The organism is Epibacterium sp. HA2-3 (assembly GCF_055693725.2).
In genome coordinates this window covers 246,008-264,259 of the sequence record NZ_CM172490.1, presented here as the reverse complement: position 1 = coordinate 264,259, position 18,252 = coordinate 246,008, and the positions used below count along the sequence as shown (strand labels likewise).

General features: G+C 59.1%; 13 protein-coding genes. 1 reads left to right on the top strand and 12 read right to left on the bottom strand.

Annotated features, from left to right (window positions below):
* Positions 1 to 7: 7 nt before the first annotated feature.
* The 7 genes from rpsJ to rpsL all read right to left on the bottom strand — a co-directional run bounded on the left by rpsJ (position 8) and on the right by rpsL (position 6,152).
* Positions 8 to 322 (bottom strand): 30S ribosomal protein S10, encoded by a 315-nt coding sequence (gene rpsJ, locus ACZ1HH_RS01250; protein ID WP_005621947.1) that lies wholly within the window; start codon positions 320 to 322, stop codon positions 8 to 10.
* A 219-nt stretch (positions 323 to 541) separates the two neighbouring features.
* The gene (locus tag ACZ1HH_RS01245) at positions 542 to 793 is read right to left on the bottom strand and encodes a hypothetical protein (RefSeq protein ID WP_011537607.1); all 252 of its coding nucleotides are present in this window, start codon (positions 791 to 793) and stop codon (positions 542 to 544) included.
* Positions 794 to 1,230: 437 nt separating this feature from the next.
* Positions 1,231 to 1,722: an NYN domain-containing protein gene (locus tag ACZ1HH_RS01240; protein WP_472637091.1), complete on the bottom strand. Its 492-nt coding sequence runs from the start codon at positions 1,720 to 1,722 to the stop codon at positions 1,231 to 1,233.
* A gap of 189 nt (positions 1,723 to 1,911) precedes the next feature.
* Positions 1,912 to 3,087 (bottom strand): elongation factor Tu, encoded by a 1,176-nt coding sequence (gene tuf / locus ACZ1HH_RS01235; RefSeq protein ID WP_472636680.1) that lies wholly within the window; start codon positions 3,085 to 3,087, stop codon positions 1,912 to 1,914.
* A gap of 62 nt (positions 3,088 to 3,149) precedes the next feature.
* Positions 3,150 to 5,270, bottom strand: a complete 2,121-nt coding sequence (gene fusA, locus ACZ1HH_RS01230; protein WP_472637090.1) for an elongation factor G — start codon at positions 5,268 to 5,270, stop codon at positions 3,150 to 3,152.
* A 21-nt stretch (positions 5,271 to 5,291) separates the two neighbouring features.
* Positions 5,292 to 5,762, bottom strand: a complete 471-nt coding sequence (rpsG, locus tag ACZ1HH_RS01225; protein ID WP_005621089.1) for a 30S ribosomal protein S7 — start codon at positions 5,760 to 5,762, stop codon at positions 5,292 to 5,294.
* A gap of 18 nt (positions 5,763 to 5,780) precedes the next feature.
* Complete coding sequence (gene rpsL, locus ACZ1HH_RS01220) at positions 5,781 to 6,152, bottom strand: 30S ribosomal protein S12 (RefSeq protein WP_005621086.1); 372 nt, start codon at positions 6,150 to 6,152, stop codon at positions 5,781 to 5,783.
* A 334-nt stretch (positions 6,153 to 6,486) separates the two neighbouring features.
* Between rpsL and ACZ1HH_RS01215 the strand changes: the two genes are divergently transcribed.
* Positions 6,487 to 7,293, top strand: coding sequence for a putative rhamnosyl transferase (locus ACZ1HH_RS01215; protein ID WP_472637336.1), 807 nt, complete (start codon positions 6,487 to 6,489; stop codon positions 7,291 to 7,293).
* On the opposite strand, the gene ACZ1HH_RS01210 is transcribed toward ACZ1HH_RS01215, so the two are convergent.
* The 5 genes from ACZ1HH_RS01210 to rplL all read right to left on the bottom strand — a co-directional run bounded on the left by ACZ1HH_RS01210 (position 7,272) and on the right by rplL (position 18,226).
* The gene (locus tag ACZ1HH_RS01210) at positions 7,272 to 8,153 is read right to left on the bottom strand and encodes a DMT family transporter (RefSeq protein ID WP_472637089.1); all 882 of its coding nucleotides are present in this window, start codon (positions 8,151 to 8,153) and stop codon (positions 7,272 to 7,274) included. The two genes, ACZ1HH_RS01215 and ACZ1HH_RS01210, sit on opposite strands and share 22 nt — an antisense overlap.
* Position 8,154: 1 nt before the next feature.
* Positions 8,155 to 8,967: a putative rhamnosyl transferase gene (locus ACZ1HH_RS01205; RefSeq protein WP_472637088.1), complete on the bottom strand. Its 813-nt coding sequence runs from the start codon at positions 8,965 to 8,967 to the stop codon at positions 8,155 to 8,157.
* Between the two features lie 161 nt (positions 8,968 to 9,128).
* Positions 9,129 to 13,361, bottom strand: a complete 4,233-nt coding sequence (gene rpoC / locus ACZ1HH_RS01200; protein WP_011537600.1) for a DNA-directed RNA polymerase subunit beta' — start codon at positions 13,359 to 13,361, stop codon at positions 9,129 to 9,131.
* Between the two features lie 53 nt (positions 13,362 to 13,414).
* Positions 13,415 to 17,554, bottom strand: coding sequence for a DNA-directed RNA polymerase subunit beta (gene rpoB, locus ACZ1HH_RS01195; protein WP_011537599.1), 4,140 nt, complete (start codon positions 17,552 to 17,554; stop codon positions 13,415 to 13,417).
* A 294-nt stretch (positions 17,555 to 17,848) separates the two neighbouring features.
* Positions 17,849 to 18,226, bottom strand: a complete 378-nt coding sequence (gene rplL, locus ACZ1HH_RS01190; protein WP_011537598.1) for a 50S ribosomal protein L7/L12 — start codon at positions 18,224 to 18,226, stop codon at positions 17,849 to 17,851.
* Between the last annotated feature and the right edge of the window lie 26 nt (positions 18,227 to 18,252).

Sequence of the window (18,252 nt, the reverse complement as noted above, 5' to 3'; positions counted from 1 at the left end):
TCCGATCTTATGACTGCAGTTTGATTTCGACGTCAACGCCAGCAGCCAGGTCGAGCTTCATCAGCGCGTCCACGGTCTGAGGGGTCGGGTCGACGATGTCGAGAAGACGCTTGTGCGTACGGATCTCGAACTGATCGCGGGATTTCTTGTCCACGTGGGGACCACGCAGAACAGTGAATTTCTCGATCTTGTTCGGCAGCGGGATCGGGCCGCGCACTTGGGCGCCGGTCCGCTTGGCAGTGTTGACGATCTCTTGTGTGGACGCATCCAGCACACGATAGTCAAATGCCTTCAGCCGGATACGGATGTTTTGGCTTTGCATCGTATAGCCTTTTAGTCAGGCGTTGGAGTTGAGAGGAGGGCCAGTGCTCATCACCTACCCTCATCGAACCCAAAAGGCGGGAATCACCCCGCCTTCGTCTCGCAATGCGAGATGCCGCTCCTTACGGCTTCCTCAGAGGTTTGGCAAGGGGGTTGCAAGGCAATCCAAGCAACTCGTCTTGACCGTCTGGTGGCCCCGACAGCACCTCGCCTACTGTCGCTACACGCATTTACCACTGATCGTGGCCACGCCCTTGCTATCTCTGGAGATCGCAAGGTCAGCGACCTTGCCGTCTTCGCCGCAGAGAACTCCAAAAGAATTACTGCGCAGTTCTTCATCTGACCAGTTCGAGCCGGCCTTTCCTGAAAACGCGCCATTATCATAACTTACGGACACTTGCCCTTCCGAAGTGCCGCTGCTGCAAGCCGCTAAAACAATAATCGAAGCACCGAACATCAATACTGCACGCATGTGAATTTCCTCATCCTAGTCGGGCTCGAGACGTAACAGCCAGGCCCGGAAAGATCCAGACCGAGAGGTGTATGATGTTTCTCTCGCTCTCGTATAAATTGCGATCATTCTTCTTTGATCCGGGGCCTACATGCGATTGCTTCGACACGGCTGGCACGCAGGTCCGAACAGAGAAACGCCTCCCGAGTCAGGCTCTTTCCAATTGTTGACTGACTACTCCGCGAGACACCCCTCCCGCCTCGTCAGCCTGAGGCACAGATACTCTGCCGCCGCGTCGTCACAGCATATTTGTAATTATTCAGTGATCTTCGACACAGGCCTGACCCCAAGGTCTCTGGATTGACGCGCGCGCCGACGGAGCAGCTACCTTCTCGGATCGCACAGCGCAGAGCGTCTATGATCGCGAAAGGCGCGATACGCCCCGCCCGCCTGCCCCTTCAGGCAACCTTATCCTTCGGCAAGTCGAGCCAGAGCTTGTCCCGGCGATAGCCACCGCGCACCACCCGGTCCGAGGCGGTCTCCGGCGCAAATTCCTCAGACCAGTCGCGAAACCGGTCACGGGAGACCACGATCCCGCCGCTGTCGCGCGCCAGCCTCAGGATATGTGGGTCTGCAGGCTCACCCTTTGGCACCACATAGGCCTGTGCCGCCCTGAGCCCCAGCAGTTTGGCAAAGCGAGCACCATCCAAATATTGCCCGGCCACCAGATAGCCAGCATTGGCATCGAATATCACACAGGGACGATACCCTGCCGCGACGAGCGCTTCGATTGCATCATGAACCGGCTGCAAAGACAGCGCCTCGCCCTTCCAATACAATAGGTTTGAGCCATCGATGACTGCAATTTTAATGGCGCGCCTGCGGCGATCCCGCCGCAAGAGAAGGGCCAGAAGGCCAATCAGAAATACAATAAAGAGAAATTCAACCATGAGGTGATTTGCGCCAGACGCGCAGGTCAAATCAAGAGATGAATTTCACGCGATCTAATTAAATCACACGGCCCATTTCACCTTTTCCCAAATACCTCGGAGCGCGAGGCAGCGCCTCGCACGAAAAAGGGCCTCCCGCTTGGGGAGGCCCTCTCTAGTGTTGGTCGTCGCTTGCGCGAGGATCTTCGCTTACGCGAGGATCTTGGACACAACGCCCGCGCCAACGGTGCGGCCGCCTTCGCGGATCGCGAAACGCAGACCGTCTTCCATTGCGATCGGGGCGATCAGTTCAACTTCGAACTTCAGGTTGTCGCCCGGCATCACCATTTCGGTGCCTTCCGGCAGGGTCACGGTGCCGGTCACGTCGGTGGTGCGGAAGTAGAACTGCGGACGGTAGTTCGCAAAGAACGGGGTGTGACGGCCACCTTCTTCTTTGGTCAGAATATAAGCTTCTGCCTCGAATTTGGTGTGCGGGGTCACGGAGCCCGGCTTACACAGAACCTGGCCACGCTCAACCGCTTCACGGTCGATACCACGCAGCAGGGCGCCGATGTTGTCACCTGCTTCACCGCGGTCCAGCAGTTTGCGGAACATTTCCACACCGGTACAGGTGGTGGTGGTGGTGTCTTTGATGCCAACGATTTCGATGTTGTCGCCAACATTGATCACGCCACGCTCAACACGACCGGTCACAACGGTACCACGGCCAGAAATCGAGAACACGTCTTCGATCGGCATCAGGAACGGCTGGTCAACAGCGCGCTCGGGGGTCGGGATGTACTCATCCACAGCCGCCATCAGTTCCTTGATCTTGTTTTCGCCGATTTCCGGGTCACGGCCTTCCATCGCCGCCAGAGCGGAGCCTGCGATGATCGGGATATCGTCGCCGGGGAAGTCGTAGGACGACAGCAGTTCGCGGATTTCCATCTCGACGAGCTCAAGGAGCTCTTCGTCGTCAACCTGGTCCACTTTGTTCATGAACACGACCAGCGCGGGAACGCCAACCTGACGCGCCAGCAGGATGTGCTCACGGGTCTGGGGCATCGGGCCGTCGGCTGCGTTCACAACCAGGATCGCGCCGTCCATCTGCGCCGCACCGGTGATCATGTTTTTCACATAGTCAGCGTGGCCGGGGCAGTCGACGTGTGCGTAGTGACGCGCGTCGGTTTCATATTCCACGTGGGCGGTGGAGATGGTGATACCACGGGCTTTTTCTTCCGGCGCGCCGTCGATCTGGTCGTATGCGCGGAAGTCGCCGAAGTATTTGGTGATTGCTGCGGTCAGCGTGGTTTTACCGTGGTCAACGTGGCCAACGGTGCCGATGTTGACGTGCGGTTTATTACGTTCAAACTTTTCCTTAGCCATGATGGCCTCCTTTTAGCTTTGGGAGGGAGCGCCGGCGGCGGCACTCCCCCAAATCGTTACGCTTATGCGTATTTCGCCTGGATCTCTTCAGAGATGTTCTGCGGAACCGGATCGTAGTGCGAGAACTGCATCGTGAACTGCGCGCGGCCCGAGGACATGGAGCGCAGGGTGTTGATGTAGCCGAACATGTTCGCCAGCGGCACGTTTGCGTCGATCGCAATCGCGTTGCCGCGCGGCTCCTGGCCGGACACCTGACCACGACGGGACGTCAGATCGCCGATGATACCGCCGGTGTATTCTTCCGGGGTGATCACTTCGACTTTCATGATCGGCTCGAGCAGTTTCGCGCCAGCTTTGCGCATGCCTTCACGCATACACATACGAGCTGCGATTTCGAACGCCAGAACGCTGGAGTCAACGTCGTGGAATTTACCGTCGATCAGGGCAACCTTGAAGTCGATCACGGGGAAGCCAGCGAGCGGGCCGCTGTCCATGACCGAGTTGATGCCTTTTTCAACACCGGGGATGTATTCCTTGGGAACCGAGCCGCCAACGATGCGGGACTCGAAGGAATAGCCTTCACCAGCTTCTGTCGGCGAGATGATCATCTTCACCTCAGCGAACTGACCCGAACCACCCGACTGTTTCTTGTGGGTGTAGGTGTGCTCGACCTCGTGACCAATGGTCTCGCGGTAGGCAACCTGCGGGGCACCGATGTTGGCTTCGACTTTGAACTCGCGCTTCAGACGGTCCACCAGGATGTCCAGGTGAAGTTCGCCCATGCCCTTCATGATGGTCTGACCGGACTCGAGGTCGGTTTCGACGCGGAAGGACGGATCTTCGGCAGCAAGACGTGCCAGACCCTGGGACATTTTCTCCTGGTCGCCCTTGGTTTTGGGCTCCACAGCGATCTCGATCACCGGATCCGGGAAGGTCATGGTTTCCAGAACCACCGGCTCCTTGGCGTCGCAGAGGGTGTCACCGGTGGTGGTGTCCTTAAGACCCGCCAGCGCGATGATGTCGCCTGCAAACGCTTCTTCGATCTCCTCGCGGTTGTTGGAGTGCATCATCATCATACGACCGATGCGCTCTTTCTTACCTTTGGTGGAGTTCAGGATCGAGTCACCCTTGTTCAGCACGCCGGAGTAGATCCGGGTGAAGGTCAGGGAGCCAACGAAGGGGTCGTTCATGATTTTGAACGCCAGACCGGAGAACGCCATGTCGTCGTCAGCGCGACGTGCAATGTTGCGAACTTCTTCTTCGTCGCCCGGCTTAAAGCCCATGTAATCCACAACGTCGAGCGGGCTCGGCAGATAGTCGATCACAGCGTTAAGAAGCGGCTGGACGCCTTTGTTCTTGAACGCAGAACCACCCAGAACCGGTACGAAGGAGAGCGACAGCGTGCCTTTGCGCAGCAGGCTGCGCAGGGTCGCGACGTCGGGCTCTGCGCCGTCCATCAGGTAGTTTTCCATCGCGTCGTCGTCCATTTCGACGGCCGCTTCGATCATCTTCCCGCGCCATTCGTCAGCCATCTCTTTGAGGCTGTCGCGAATGTCGACCTGGACCCAGGACGCACCAAGGTCTTCACCCTGCCACAGCCACTCTTTCATGGTGACCAGGTCGATGAGGCCTTCGAGCTCGTTCTCTGCGCCGATCGGAATACCAACCGGAACCGCGCGGGCGCCGGTGCGGTCTTCGATCATGCGAACGCAGTTGAAGAAGTCTGCGCCGATCTTGTCCATCTTGTTGACGAACACCATACGCGGAACCTTGTAGCGGTCAGCCTGACGCCACACGGTTTCGGTTTGGGGCTCAACACCAGCGTTGGCGTCGAGAACACAGACTGCACCGTCGAGAACCGCCAGCGAGCGCTCAACTTCGATGGTGAAGTCAACGTGGCCGGGGGTGTCGATGATGTTCAGACGGTGCTTCGGAGTGTCAGCGGTTTCGCCGTCTTCGGTGCGTTCCCAGAAGGTGGTGGTCGCAGCCGAAGTAATGGTGATGCCGCGTTCCTGCTCCTGCTCCATCCAGTCCATGGTGGCTGCACCGTCGTGCACCTCACCGATGTTGTGGGATTTGCCGGTGTAGAACAGGATGCGCTCGGAGCAGGTCGTCTTACCTGCATCGATGTGCGCCATGATACCGAAGTTACGGTATAGTTCGAGCGGATATTCGCGTGCCATATTGGATAAGCCTCTGAAGAGTTACCAGCGATAGTGCGAGAAGGCTTTGTTGGCCTCTGCCATCTTGTGAGTGTCTTCGCGCTTCTTAACGGCAGTACCCCGGCTTTGTACAGCATCGAGGAGCTCGCCGGCGAGGCGTTCTTCCATTGTGTTCTCGTTGCGACCACGGGCCGCAGTGATCAGCCAGCGGATTGCCAGCGCTTCACGACGCTCGGGGCGCACTTCGACGGGAACCTGGTAGGTTGCACCACCCACACGACGCGAACGGACCTCAACGGAGGGTTTCACGTTGTCGAGAGCTTCGTGGAACACTTCCACGGGCGCGCGCTTGATTTTCGATTCAACGCGATCAAAGGCGTTGTAAACGATACGCTCTGCGACCGATTTTTTACCATCGATCATCAGGTTGTTCATGAATTTGGTGAGAACGCGGTCGCCGAATTTTGCATCGGGCAGAACTTCGCGTTTTTCAGCAGCGTGACGACGGGACATCTGTGCTTATCCTTCTTCTTACTTAGGACGCTTCGCGCCGTACTTGGAGCGACGCTGCTTACGGTCTTTAACACCTTGGGTATCCAGAACACCGCGCAGGATGTGGTAACGGACACCCGGAAGGTCTTTTACACGGCCGCCACGGATCAGAACCACGGAGTGCTCCTGAAGGTTGTGGGATTCACCGGGGATGTAGGAGATCACTTCGAAACCGTTGGTCAGGCGGACCTTGGCAACTTTCCGCATAGCGGAGTTCGGTTTCTTCGGTGTGGTGGTGTAGACGCGAGTACAAACGCCGCGCTTTTGCGGGCACTGCTCCAGGTGCATGGACTTGGAGCGTTTTACTTTCGGCTGACGCGGCTTGCGGATCAGCTGTTGGATCGTTGGCATTCCGGTTATTCCCCGTTTTGCAACACATGGTCATGCACGACAGACGCCGTGCGGCGAGATCATCAGCAGCGTCTGCGCAAACGCAAAAACCGCAAACGTTCCCATTCCGAGGTGAACGTCGCGGTGGGTTTACAGAGGGTCAGGGTGAAAAAAGTGCCCTGACCTTGAGCCACTACAGATATGAGTTCGGCGTCAGAGGGATTTCCCCCATGCCGGATAGCGCGCGTATATTGAGAGTCGCGCGGGATGTCAACACATGCCCCGCCAGCAGGCCTTGCCCCGTTGGGATCGGCCCGCCATAGTCGCGCAGGATTATTTACGAGGGGATTTCGAGATGCAAGTGATTGGCCTGTGCCGGTTCTCCTATCCCGCCATTGGCGGCTTTCAGGTCGAACACCAGAGCCACGCCGAACGCATTGCCTTCCTCTATGACGACGCCCGCCTTGAAGAGCGGTTTCGCCTCTTTGAGACGGTCGCCCTACCCTCGCTCCGCGCTCAGACAGATCAGGATTTTGACCTTGTGATCGTCATTGGCAGCTGCCTGCCCGCTCGGCACGAGGCCCGCCTGCGCGATCTGATTTCGGGGATGCCGCAGGCGCGGATCGAGCAGCATCCCCCTCGGCGTCAGCGCGAGATCATGAAGGATGTTCTGAACCGGGCGCGGCGCGATCCCACTGCGCCCTGCCTGCAATTTCGCTTTGATGACGATGATGCGGTCTCGGTCGATTTTGTGGAACGCTTGCGCAGCACCATCGCCGATTGCCCCGGGCTTGTGGCTCGTCACAAGAGCGTCGCGGTGGATTTCAACATGGGCTATGTCGCCGAGTTTGGCGACGAGGGCATCAAGGCCGCAGAGGTCCACAGCCCCTATAACGTCGCAGCCCTTGGCATGTATGTCCGGGGCGGGGCGAGGGTCACGATCATGAACTTTGCCCACCACAAGATCCTGCGATTTATGCCTACAGTGACCCTGTCGGATGCGCCCATGTTTGTGCGCGGCTGGCATGGCTCCAACGACTCGCGTCAAAAGCCGGTCAAATCCCTCGATCTCGCCCCGCTCACCCCCGCCCAAATCGGCGAATTCGAGGCCCGCTTTGCCATCCGCGAGGACAAGGTGCGTCAGGTGTTTTCTGCCACCTGACGTTCCCGCAGGAGCGTGAACAGCCCGGCCAGCACCACGATGACCGCGCCCAGGAGCGTGAGACCGGACGGGAATTCGCCAAAGACCGCCCAGCCCAACAGCAGAGCCCAGACAAGCCCGGTATAGCGCAGCGGCGCCACCGCCGAAACTTCGCCCACGCGGATCGTCATCACGGCAAAAAGATAGGCGAGCAGGATCAGCACCGAGGTGCCAGCGAGAAGCCCCCATTCGCGCAGCCCCATTGGCTGCCAGCTCTCGCCGATCCCGAGCCCGAGACCAAAGAGCATCACCGCAAAAGCCGACAGGAACGTCACCGTCAGGGACGGCACGGCGGCTGACATCTGCCGGGTCACAAGATCGCGGAGCGTCAAGACCCCAACCGCCAGCACCGCATAGGCCGTGGCCGGTCCAAAATCGGCACCGCCCGGCCGCACGATCAGCAACATCCCGATAAAGCCAACCGCAATCGCAAGACTGCGCTTCCAGCCGACCACCTCGCCCAGAAACAGCGCCGCGCACAGTGTCACCGTGAGCGGCAGCATTTGCAGCACCGCGGTGACATTGGCGAGCGGCAACTGCAGAAGTGCCGACAGAAAGAAATAGGTCGCGCCCATTTCCGTGGCGCAGCGCGCCAGCACCAGCCCCCAGTCCCGACGGCTGAAATCAAACCGCAACGCACCCATCGCCCGGGCCAACCCCAACAGCAAGAGGCTCGCCAGAACGCCGCGCACGGTTACGATCTGCCAGAGCGGAACCGTCTCCCCCACCAGTTTGACCAATGTATCGTTGAAGGTGAAGAACGCCATGCTCCCAAGCATCAAGAGCGCGCCTCTTTGGTTCGGGCTGAGGGATGTGGTCATTTCAAATCGCTTTAAGGTCGGACAGGCTGAGGTCGAAATGGCGCTGTAGATCGGCGTCAATCTCCGCATCGCTCTGTCGCGCCGTGAGCCCCATCATCGCCGGGGTCGAATGGTTGTCGCCATGCACGGTGCGCACAAAGGATGGAACGGAAATATCGGAATAGAGCGTGTAGTGCTGCGCAAACTTGCGGTGATTGTAACGATAGGGATTTCCGCGCGCCGCGACCGGCTGCACCAGCGCCGTCCCCGCCGAGAGCGGCGCACGTTCACAACTGTCCATCACCACCGGCGGCTGACCCTCTTCGCGGATCAGATAATAGCCGCGATTGAACGCAAGCGCGATGGGAGAGACGGCTTCGGTCTGCAATGGCACCAGTCCCGCCGCCAGACGCTTGCAGCGCGCCACATAGTGACGATCCAGCGCGTCGTCATCATCAAGACGAAACAGGATGCGGTGGCTCTCCCCCTGCTGTGGCACCGCGCGGTAGGCTTCTTTCAGGATTTGATAGTGGTTCTCCGGGGCAAACTGGATCAGTTGCATGTGATCATGCGGCGCCAGAAGCGCCTGAAGGTGCTGCAAGATCGCCGCAGGGAGACGATCTGAGGTTGCCACCACCAGGTGAAACGCCGCATCGCTCTGCCGCACAAGCGAGGGCAGGCAGAGTGTCTCAAAAAGATGAAGCCGCAGGGCCATACGGTCCGGCGCAAAGATCGCGGCGGCAGCCGCCTCCAGATCGGGATAGCGGTCCGCATTGAACGTAGGCGTCAGCAGCGAAAAGCGGATCACGCCCACCATCTTGAATGTCGCCGCCATCGCGCCCTGCCTCCCCGGATTGGTTCCCTCACAGAAACCACGCCGCCGCACGCTTGCCAAGAGCCTAGGCGCGACACCTGCCCTGCCCCGCGCGCGAAACAAAAGCGCCCCGCGTCACGGTGGACGCGGGGCGCTCTTCATTTCAAAACGGCCGGTCAGGCTCAGTCGCGGCTTTCCGGGGTCTCCACCAGGAAGTCCGCATCCGCCGCATCATCCGCCATCGGCGCAGCAAGGGCTGCCGCCGCTTCGGCTTCTTCACGACGGGCCTCAAGAACCACATTGTCGCGCGAGGCCGCGATGTGACGCACCTGCTGGGTGGCACCACCGGTACCCGCCGGGATCAGACGACCCACGATGACGTTTTCCTTCAGGCCGACCAGCTTGTCCTTCTTGCCCTGTACGGAGGCTTCGGTGAGCACCCGTGTGGTCTCCTGGAAGGAGGCCGCGGAGATGAAGGAGCGGGTCTGCAGCGACGCCTTGGTGATACCAAGAAGGATCGGCTCGCCCTGAGCAGGACGCTTGCCACGGGCCAGCGCCTTCTCGTTTGCAGCGTCGAACTCCTGCTTGTCGACGTGTTCGCCCTTGAGGAGCGTGGTCTCGCCAGAGTCGGAGATCTCCCACTTCTGCAGCATCTGGCGAACGATCACCTCGATGTGCTTGTCGTTGATCTTCACACCCTGCAGGCGATAGACGTCCTGCACCTCGTCGATCATGTAGTTCGCCAGAGCCTCGACACCCATGATGGAGAGGATGTCATGCGGCGCCGGGTTGCCGTCCATGATGTAGTCGCCCTTCTGAACGAAGTCGCCTTCGACCACCGGGATGTGCTTGCCCTTGGGCACCATGTATTCCACGGCCTCCATGGACTCATCTGCCGGCTCGATCGAGATACGACGCTTGTTCTTGTAGTCGCGACCAAAGCGCACATAGCCGTCGATTTCCGCGATGATCGCGTGATCTTTCGGACGACGCGCCTCGAAGAGTTCGGCCACACGCGGCAGACCACCGGTAATGTCCTTCGTCTTCGCACCTTCACGCGGGATACGCGCAACAACGTCACCGGCTTCGATCTTCTGACCGTCTTCACAGGACAGGATCGCATCCACGGACATCGGATAGGTGAGCGGGTTGCCAAGGGAGTTGCGGACCGGTTCGCCATCGTCACCCACAAGGATGATCTCCGGCTTCAGGTCAGAGCCCTTCGGTGCCGCACGCCAGTCGATCACGATCTTCTGGGTCATGCCGGTGGCATCGTCGGTTTCTTCGCGCACGGCCAGACCGGACACGAGGTCCACGTACTTCGCAGTACCCGGCTTCTCGGCGATGATCGGCAGGGTATAGGGGTCCCACTCGAACAGTTTGTCGCCGCGTTTGACCTCTTGGCCCTCTTTCACAAAGAGCTTGGTCCCGTAACCCAGCTTGTGGCTGGAGCGTTCTTCACCGTGCTCGTCCTGAATGATCAGCTTCATGTTCCGGCCGATGGTCAGAACTTCGCCGTTGGCGTTGGTGAGCGTGTTCGTGTTCTCGAACACGATCTTGCCCTCCTGGGACGCCTCGAGGAAGGACTGCTGACCACCCTGGGCCACGCCGCCGATGTGGAAGGTCCGCATCGTCAGCTGTGTACCTGGTTCACCGATGGACTGCGCCGCGATGATGCCGACGGCCTCACCGGAGTTGACCATGGTGCCGCGTGCAAGGTCGCGGCCATAGCACATGGCGCAGACGCCCTCTTCGCTTTCACAGGTCAGCGGGCTGCGGATGCGCATGGACTGAACGCCAGCTTCCTCGATGGTGTCGGCCATACGCTCGTCAATGAGCTGACCTGCAGCCAACAGGACTTCTTCGGTACCTGGACGCTTGACGTCATCTGCCGCCACACGACCCAGGATACGCTCACCAAGAGACGCCACAACTTCACCATCGTTGACCGCGGTTTCAGCCGTGATCGCACGCTCGGTGCCACAGTCATGCTCGCGCACGATGCAGTCCTGCGCCACGTCCACAAGACGACGTGTAAGGTAACCGGAGTTCGCCGTTTTCAGAGCGGTGTCCGACAGACCCTTACGCGCACCGTGGGTGGAGTTGAAGTACTCCAGAACGGTGAGGCCTTCTTTAAAGTTCGAGATAACCGGGGTCTCGATGATGTCGCCGTTCGGCTTTGCCATCAGACCACGCATCCCGCCCAGCTGACGCATCTGCGTCACGGAGCCACGCGCACCGGAGTGGGCCATCATGTAGACCGAGTTCGGTTCCATGTCGGAACCATCTTCAGCCTTTTTGACCGCCGAGATGGTGGACATCATGGCTTCGGTCAGCTTGTCGTTACACTTCGACCAAGCATCGACAACCTTGTTGTACTTTTCGCCCTGAGTGATCAGGCCGTCCATGTACTGCTGTTCAAAGTCTTTCACCTGATCGCGGGTGTCGTCGACGATGGTCCACTTGTTGTCAGGGATCACCATGTCGTCCTTGCCGAACGAGATGCCCGCCTTGAACGCTTCGCGGAAGCCCATGGTCATGATCTGGTCACAGAAGATCACCGACTCTTTCTGACCGCAGTAACGGTAGACGGTGTCGATGACCTGCTGAACTTCGCGCTTGCGCAGCAGACGGTTCACCAGCTCAAACGGCGCCTTGGCGTTCTTCGGCAGCAAGGATCCCAGACGGGCGCGGCCCGGCGTGGTCTCGAAGCGTTGGAAGACTTCGTTGCCCTCTTCGTCGATCTGCGGAACCCGCACGGTCACTTTGGAGTGCAAATGCACCTCGCCCGCGTCCAGCGCGTGCTGGACTTCGTCGAGGTTGCCAAAGATCTTGCCTTCGCCCTTCATGCCTTCACGCTCCAGCGTGAGGTAGTAGAGACCAAGGATCATATCCTGCGAGGGAACGATGATCGGCGCACCGTTTGCGGGCGACAGAACGTTATTCGTGGACATCATCAGGACGCGCGCTTCCAACTGGGCCTCAAGGCTCAGCGGGACGTGCACAGCCATCTGGTCACCGTCGAAGTCCGCGTTGAACGCCGAACAGACCAGCGGGTGCAGCTGGATCGCTTTACCTTCGATCAGCGTGGGTTCGAACGCCTGAATACCAAGACGGTGCAGCGTCGGTGCGCGGTTCAGCATCACCGGGTGCTCGCGGATCACCTCGTCGAGGATATCCCAAACTTCGGGACGTTCTTTTTCAACGAGCTTCTTCGCCTGCTTCACGGTGGAGGACAGACCTTTGGCCTCCAGACGCGAGTAGATGAAGGGCTTGAAGAGTTCGAGCGCCATCTTCTTGGGCAGGCCACACTGGTGCAGCTTCAGCTCGGGGCCGGTCACAATGACCGAACGACCGGAGAAGTCGACGCGTTTACCGAGAAGGTTCTGACGGAAGCGACCCTGCTTACCCTTCAGCATGTCGGAGAGCGACTTCAGCGGGCGTTTGTTGGCACCGGTGATGACGCGGCCACGACGGCCGTTGTCGAACAGAGCATCAACGGATTCCTGCAGCATCCGCTTTTCGTTGCGGACGATGATGTCAGGCGCGCGCAGCTCGATGAGGCGCTTCAGACGATTGTTCCGGTTGATCACACGACGATAGAGGTCGTTGAGGTCGGAGGTCGCAAAACGACCGCCATCCAGCGGAACCAGCGGACGCAGTTCCGGCGGGATGACCGGGATCACGGTCATGATCATCCACTCAGGACGGTTGCCCGACTCGAGGAAGGATTCCACAACTTTCAGACGTTTGATGATCTTCTTGGGCTTCAGTTCGCCGGTGGCCTCGGCCAGTTCGGCGCGCAGGTGCTCGGCTTCTGCCTCAAGATCGATCGCCGCCAGCATTTCGCGGATCGCTTCGGCACCGATATTGGCGGTGAAGGCGTCCATGCCATAGGCGTCTTGCGCGTCCATGTACTCTTCTTCGGTCATCATCTGGCCGTATTGCAGGTCTGTGAGACCCGGCTCGATGACAACGTAGTTTTCAAAGTAAAGAACACGTTCCAGATCACGCAGGGTCATATCCAGCATGAGGCCGATCCGGGACGGAAGCGACTTCAGGAACCAGATGTGCGCAACGGGTGCTGCCAGTTCGATGTGGCCCATGCGCTCGCGACGGACCTTTTGCAGCGTGACTTCGACGCCGCATTTCTCGCAGACAACGCCGCGATACTTCATGCGCTTATATTTGCCGCAGAGACATTCGTAGTCTTTGATCGGGCCAAAGATACGCGCGCAGAACAGGCCGTCACGCTCGGGCTTGAACGTACGGTAGTTGATGGTTTCCGGCTTTTTGATCTCGCCGTAGGACCAAGACAGGATCCGTTCGGGGCTGGCCAGCGAGACTTTGATTTCGTCAAAGACCTTGGGCGGAGTCAGCGGGTTGAACGGGTTGTTGGTGATTTCCTGGTTCATTTTGATACCTCAAATCTTGCGGAAGGGGGGACGTGGGGTGAGGGGAAGCCCCCTCACTCCTCAACCTCCGCATCCAGGAGTTCCATGTTCAGGCCGAGGCCGCGGACTTCTTTGACCAGAACGTTGAACGATTCCGGTACGCCCGCCTCAAAGTTGTCCTCGCCCTTGACGATCGACTCATAGACCTTGGTCCGGCCAGCGACGTCATCCGATTTCACGGTGAGCATCTCTTGCAGGGTGTAGGCGGCGCCATAGGCTTCGAGGGCCCAGACTTCCATCTCACCAAAGCGCTGACCACCGAACTGTGCCTTACCACCGAGCGGCTGCTGGGTAACCAGCGAGTACGGACCAGTGGAACGGGCGTGGATCTTGTCGTCCACGAGGTGGTGCAGCTTCAAGAGATACTTGATGCCCACGGTCACCGGACGTGCGAACTGCTCACCGGTGCGGCCGTCGAACAGGATCGACTGACCGGACTGGTCAAAGCCCGCGCGCACCAGCGCGTCGTTGACGTCATCTTCTTTTGCACCGTCAAAGACCGGCGTTGCGATCGGCACACCACGGGTCACGTTGCCAGCAGCCTCGATGAGCTGGGTTTCGTCCATGGAAGAGATCCCCTCTTCATAAACGTCCTCACCATAGGCCTCGCGCATCGCATCACGCACAGGGGTCAGATCGCCAGTGCGGCGATAGTCCTGAAGTGCGTCGTCGATTTTCAGACCCAGGCCGCGTGCGGCCCAACCCATGTGGGTTTCAAGGATCTGACCAACGTTCATGCGCGACGGCACGCCGAGCGGGTTAAGGCAGAAGTCCACCGGGGTACCATCGGCGAGGAACGGCATGTCCTCCATCGGCACCACGCGAGAGATAACACCTTTGTTCCCGTGACGACCGGCCATCTTGTCGCCCGGCTGCAGCTTACGCTTCACGGCGATGAAGACTTTGACCATCTTCATCACACCCGGGGGCAGATCGTCGCCGCGACGGACCTTCTCGACCTTGTCCTCGAAACGGGCGTCCAGAGCACGCTTTTGTGCTTCGTACTGCTCGTTCAGTGCCTCAAGGATCTGAGCGTCCTGCTCTTCTTCCAGAGCAAGCATCCACCACTGACCACGGGTCAGCTGGTTGTCCAGCAGATCCTCGTCGATGACGGTGTTGCCACGCACGCCTTTGGGGCCTTTGACGGCAGTTTTGCCGAGCAGAAGGTCACGCAGACGGGCGTAGATGTTGCGGTCCAGAATGCCGAGCTCGTCGTCCCGGTCACGGGCCAGACGTTCGACTTCTTCACGCTCGATCTGCAGCGCACGTTCGTCTTTTTCGACGCCGTGACGGTTGAAGACGCGGACCTCAACAACGGTACCGTAATCGCCCGGCTTCACGCGCAGCGAGGTGTCGCGCACGTCGGAGGCTTTCTCACCAAAGATGGCGCGCAGAAGCTTTTCTTCCGGCGTCATCGGGCTTTCGCCCTTCGGTGTGATCTTACCCACGAGGATATCGCCCGGCTCCACATCGGCACCGATGTAGACGATGCCTGCCTCGTCGAGGTTGCGCAGCGCTTCTTCACCAACGTTCGGAATATCGCGGGTGATCTCTTCCGGCCCAAGCTTGGTGTCACGAGCGGCGACTTCGAATTCCTCGATGTGGATCGAGGTGAAGACGTCGTCACGCGCGATACGCTCGGAGATCAGGATGGAGTCCTCATAGTTGTAACCGTTCCACGGCATAAACGCGACAACCACGTTTTTACCGAGCGCCAGTTCACCCATATCGGTGGAGGGACCATCTGCGATCACTTCGCCCTTCTCGACCGTCTGACCCACTTTCACCAGCGGACGCTGGTTGATGCAGGTGTTCTGGTTCGAGCGCTGGAATTTGCGCATGCGGTAGATGTCCACGCCTGCGTCGCCCAGCTCCAGATCGGAGGTTGCCCGGATCACGATACGCTGAGCGTCGATCTGGTCGATCACGCCTGCGCGCTTCGCCATGATCGCCGCGCCAGAGTCGCGCGCCACGATTTCCTCGATGCCGGTACCGACCAGCGGCGCTTCTGCGCGCAGCAGCGGAACCGCCTGACGTTGCATGTTCGAACCCATCAGAGCGCGGTTCGCGTCGTCGTTTTCAAGGAACGGAATGAGCGAGGCCGCAACCGATACCAACTGCTTGGGCGACACGTCGATCAGGTCGACGCTCTCATTCGGAGCCAGCGTGTAGTCGCCCGACTGACGGGTGGACACGAGGTCATTCACAAAGCGGTTGTCTTCATCGAGGTTGGCGTTCGCCTGCGCCACGGTGTGACGCATTTCCTCGGTGGCGGACATGTAGTGAACCTCATCGGTCACTTGTCCGTCCTTCACCACACGATAGGGGGTCTCGATGAAGCCGTACTTGTTCACGCGGGCAAAGGTCGCCAGCGAGTTGATCAGACCAATGTTCGGACCTTCCGGCGTTTCAATCGGACACATCCGGCCATAGTGGGTCGGGTGAACGTCGCGCACCTCAAAACCAGCACGCTCGCGGGTCAGACCACCGGGGCCAAGCGCCGAGAGACGGCGTTTGTGGGTGACTTCCGACAGCGGGTTGGTTTGGTCCATGAACTGCGACAGCTGCGAGGAGCCAAAGAATTCACGCACAGCCGCAGCAGCGGGCTTGGCGTTGATCAGGTCCTGCGGCATCACGGTGTCGATCTCGACAGAGGACATGCGCTCTTTGATCGCGCGCTCCATGCGCAGGAGACCAACGCGGTACTGGTTTTCCATGAGCTCGCCCACGGACCGCACGCGGCGGTTGCCGAGGTGGTCGATGTCGTCCACGTCGCCCTTGCCGTCACGCAGCTCCACCAGCGCCTTGATACAGGCGACGATGTCTTCTTTGCGCAGAGTCCGCTGAGTGTCTTCGGCATCCAGAGCCAGACGCATGTTCATCTTCACGCGACCAACGGCCGACAGGTCGTAGCGCTCGGAATCAAAGAACAGGGTGTCAAACAGCGCGGAGGCCGCTTCGACGGTGGGCGGCTCGCCCGGACGCATCACGCGGTAGATGTCCATGAGCGCGGTTTCGCGGGACATGTTCTTGTCCTGCGCCATGGTGTTGCGCATGTAGGGGCCGACATTGACGTTGTCGATGTCGAGAACCGGGATGTCGGTGATACCGGCATCGAGCAGCTCTTTGACGGACCCGCCAATGATGTCGCCGTCTTTGTCATACTCAAGCGTCAGCTCGTCGCCCGCTTCGACATAGATCGCGCCGTTTTCTTCGTTGATGATATCCTTGGCGACATATTTACCGACAATATGCTCGAACGGAACGAGCAGCTCGGTAATGTTGCCTTCGTCGATCATCTTCTTGACCGCGCGCGGGGTGACTTTCTTGCCTGCTTCGCAGATGATTTCGCCAGTGGCGGCATCCACGAGGTCATAGGTCGGGCGGGTGCCACGCACACGCTCGGGGAAGAAGGGCGTGACCCAGCCGCGCGACTTCTCAAGCTTGAAGTTCACGGTGTTGTAGTAGGCATCCATGATGCCTTCCTGGTCGAGACCCAGCGCATAAAGCAGCGTAGTCACCGGCAGTTTGCGGCGACGGTCGATGCGAGCAAAGACGATGTCTTTGGCGTCGAATTCGAAGTCGAGCCAGGAGCCGCGATACGGGATGATGCGGCAGGCAAACAGCAGTTTACCGGAGGAATGGGTTTTGCCCTTATCGTGGTCAAAGAACACACCCGGTGAGCGGTGCATCTGGGACACGATCACACGTTCGGTGCCGTTCACGATGAACGTCCCGTTCGGGGTCATCAGGGGCATGTCGCCCATAAAGACATCCTGTTCCTTGATGTCTTTAACGGATTTCGCGCCGGTGTCCTCGTCGACATCAAACACGATCAGGCGCAGAGTGACCTTCAGCGGTGCGCTGTAGGTCATGTCACGCTGCATGCATTCGTCAACGTCGTACTTGGGACGCTCAAGCGCGTAGTTCACGAACTCCAGAACGGAGGTTTCGTTGAAATCCTTGATCGGGAAAACCGACTGGAACACACCTTTGATGCCTTCGCCGTCAAGCGGCTGAGGCGCATCACCGGAGCGCAGGAAAAGATCATAAGAAGATTTCTGTACCTCAATGAGGTTCGGCATATCCAGCACTTCGCGGATTTTGCCGTAATATTTGCGAAGACGTTTCTGGCCAAGGAACGTTTGAGCCATGTCAGAGTTCACCTTTCAGAGTTCTCAACAAACAAGGCAGCCGCCGGGCCCCGGCACCTCATCCATCAGAGACAGCGTGGTCTGGATCAATTCATGGCCACCGTCCCGAATGGCGACCTCCCGATCCAACGAACCTCGCCTGAGAAAAGGGCCACCCAAACACAGGTGAAAAGGCCCCTTTCTGAGACAGGTTCAGCTGGACCCGGGCATCCCCGGATCCAGCCAAATGATTTGAGGCCTATAGAGCAGAAGTTCCCGCAGGAAATCCAGCCCGAATGTCCTCTAACGCGGTGCTTAGGCCAGCTCGACTTCGGCGCCAGCTGCTTCCAGCTTGCCTTTGATGTCTTCGGCTTCTGCTTTGTCCACGCCTTCTTTGATCTTGCCGCCAGCTTCAACGAGCTCTTTGGCTTCTTTGAGGCCCAGGCCGGTGATGCCGCGGACTTCTTTGATCACGTTGATCTTGGACGCGCCGGCGTTCTTCAGAACGACGTCGAATTCGGTTTTCTCTTCCTCAGCTGCGCCGCCTGCTGCGTCGCCACCGGCTGCAACCATTACGGCGCCGCCAGCTGCCGGCTCGATGCCGTACTCGTCTTTGAGGATGGTTTTCAGTTCTTGTGCTTCCAGCAGGGTCAGACCAACGATGCTTTCCGCGAGTGCTTTCAGATCAGCCATTGTATTAGCTCTTTCCGTTTACAGAT

Excerpts from the sequence above, each read along its gene's own strand:
- rpsJ (WP_005621947.1), bottom strand. The coding sequence starts at position 322 with ATGCAAAGCCAAAACATCCGTATCCGGCTGAAGGCATTTGACTATCGT.
- ACZ1HH_RS01245 (WP_011537607.1), bottom strand. The coding sequence starts at position 793 with ATGCGTGCAGTATTGATGTTCGGTGCTTCGATTATTGTTTTAGCGGCT.
- ACZ1HH_RS01240 (WP_472637091.1), bottom strand. The coding sequence starts at position 1,722 with ATGGTTGAATTTCTCTTTATTGTATTTCTGATTGGCCTTCTGGCCCTT.
- tuf (WP_472636680.1), bottom strand. The coding sequence starts at position 3,087 with ATGGCTAAGGAAAAGTTTGAACGTAATAAACCGCACGTCAACATCGGC.
- fusA (WP_472637090.1), bottom strand. The coding sequence starts at position 5,270 with ATGGCACGCGAATATCCGCTCGAACTATACCGTAACTTCGGTATCATG.
- rpsG (WP_005621089.1), bottom strand. The coding sequence starts at position 5,762 with ATGTCCCGTCGTCACGCTGCTGAAAAACGCGAAGTTCTGCCCGATGCA.
- rpsL (WP_005621086.1), bottom strand. The coding sequence starts at position 6,152 with ATGCCAACGATCCAACAGCTGATCCGCAAGCCGCGTCAGCCGAAAGTA.
- ACZ1HH_RS01215 (WP_472637336.1), top strand. The coding sequence starts at position 6,487 with ATGCAAGTGATTGGCCTGTGCCGGTTCTCCTATCCCGCCATTGGCGGC.
- ACZ1HH_RS01210 (WP_472637089.1), bottom strand. The coding sequence starts at position 8,153 with ATGACCACATCCCTCAGCCCGAACCAAAGAGGCGCGCTCTTGATGCTT.
- ACZ1HH_RS01205 (WP_472637088.1), bottom strand. The coding sequence starts at position 8,967 with ATGGCGGCGACATTCAAGATGGTGGGCGTGATCCGCTTTTCGCTGCTG.
- rpoC (WP_011537600.1), bottom strand. The coding sequence starts at position 13,361 with ATGAACCAGGAAATCACCAACAACCCGTTCAACCCGCTGACTCCGCCC.
- rpoB (WP_011537599.1), bottom strand. The coding sequence starts at position 17,554 with ATGGCTCAAACGTTCCTTGGCCAGAAACGTCTTCGCAAATATTACGGC.
- rplL (WP_011537598.1), bottom strand. The coding sequence starts at position 18,226 with ATGGCTGATCTGAAAGCACTCGCGGAAAGCATCGTTGGTCTGACCCTG.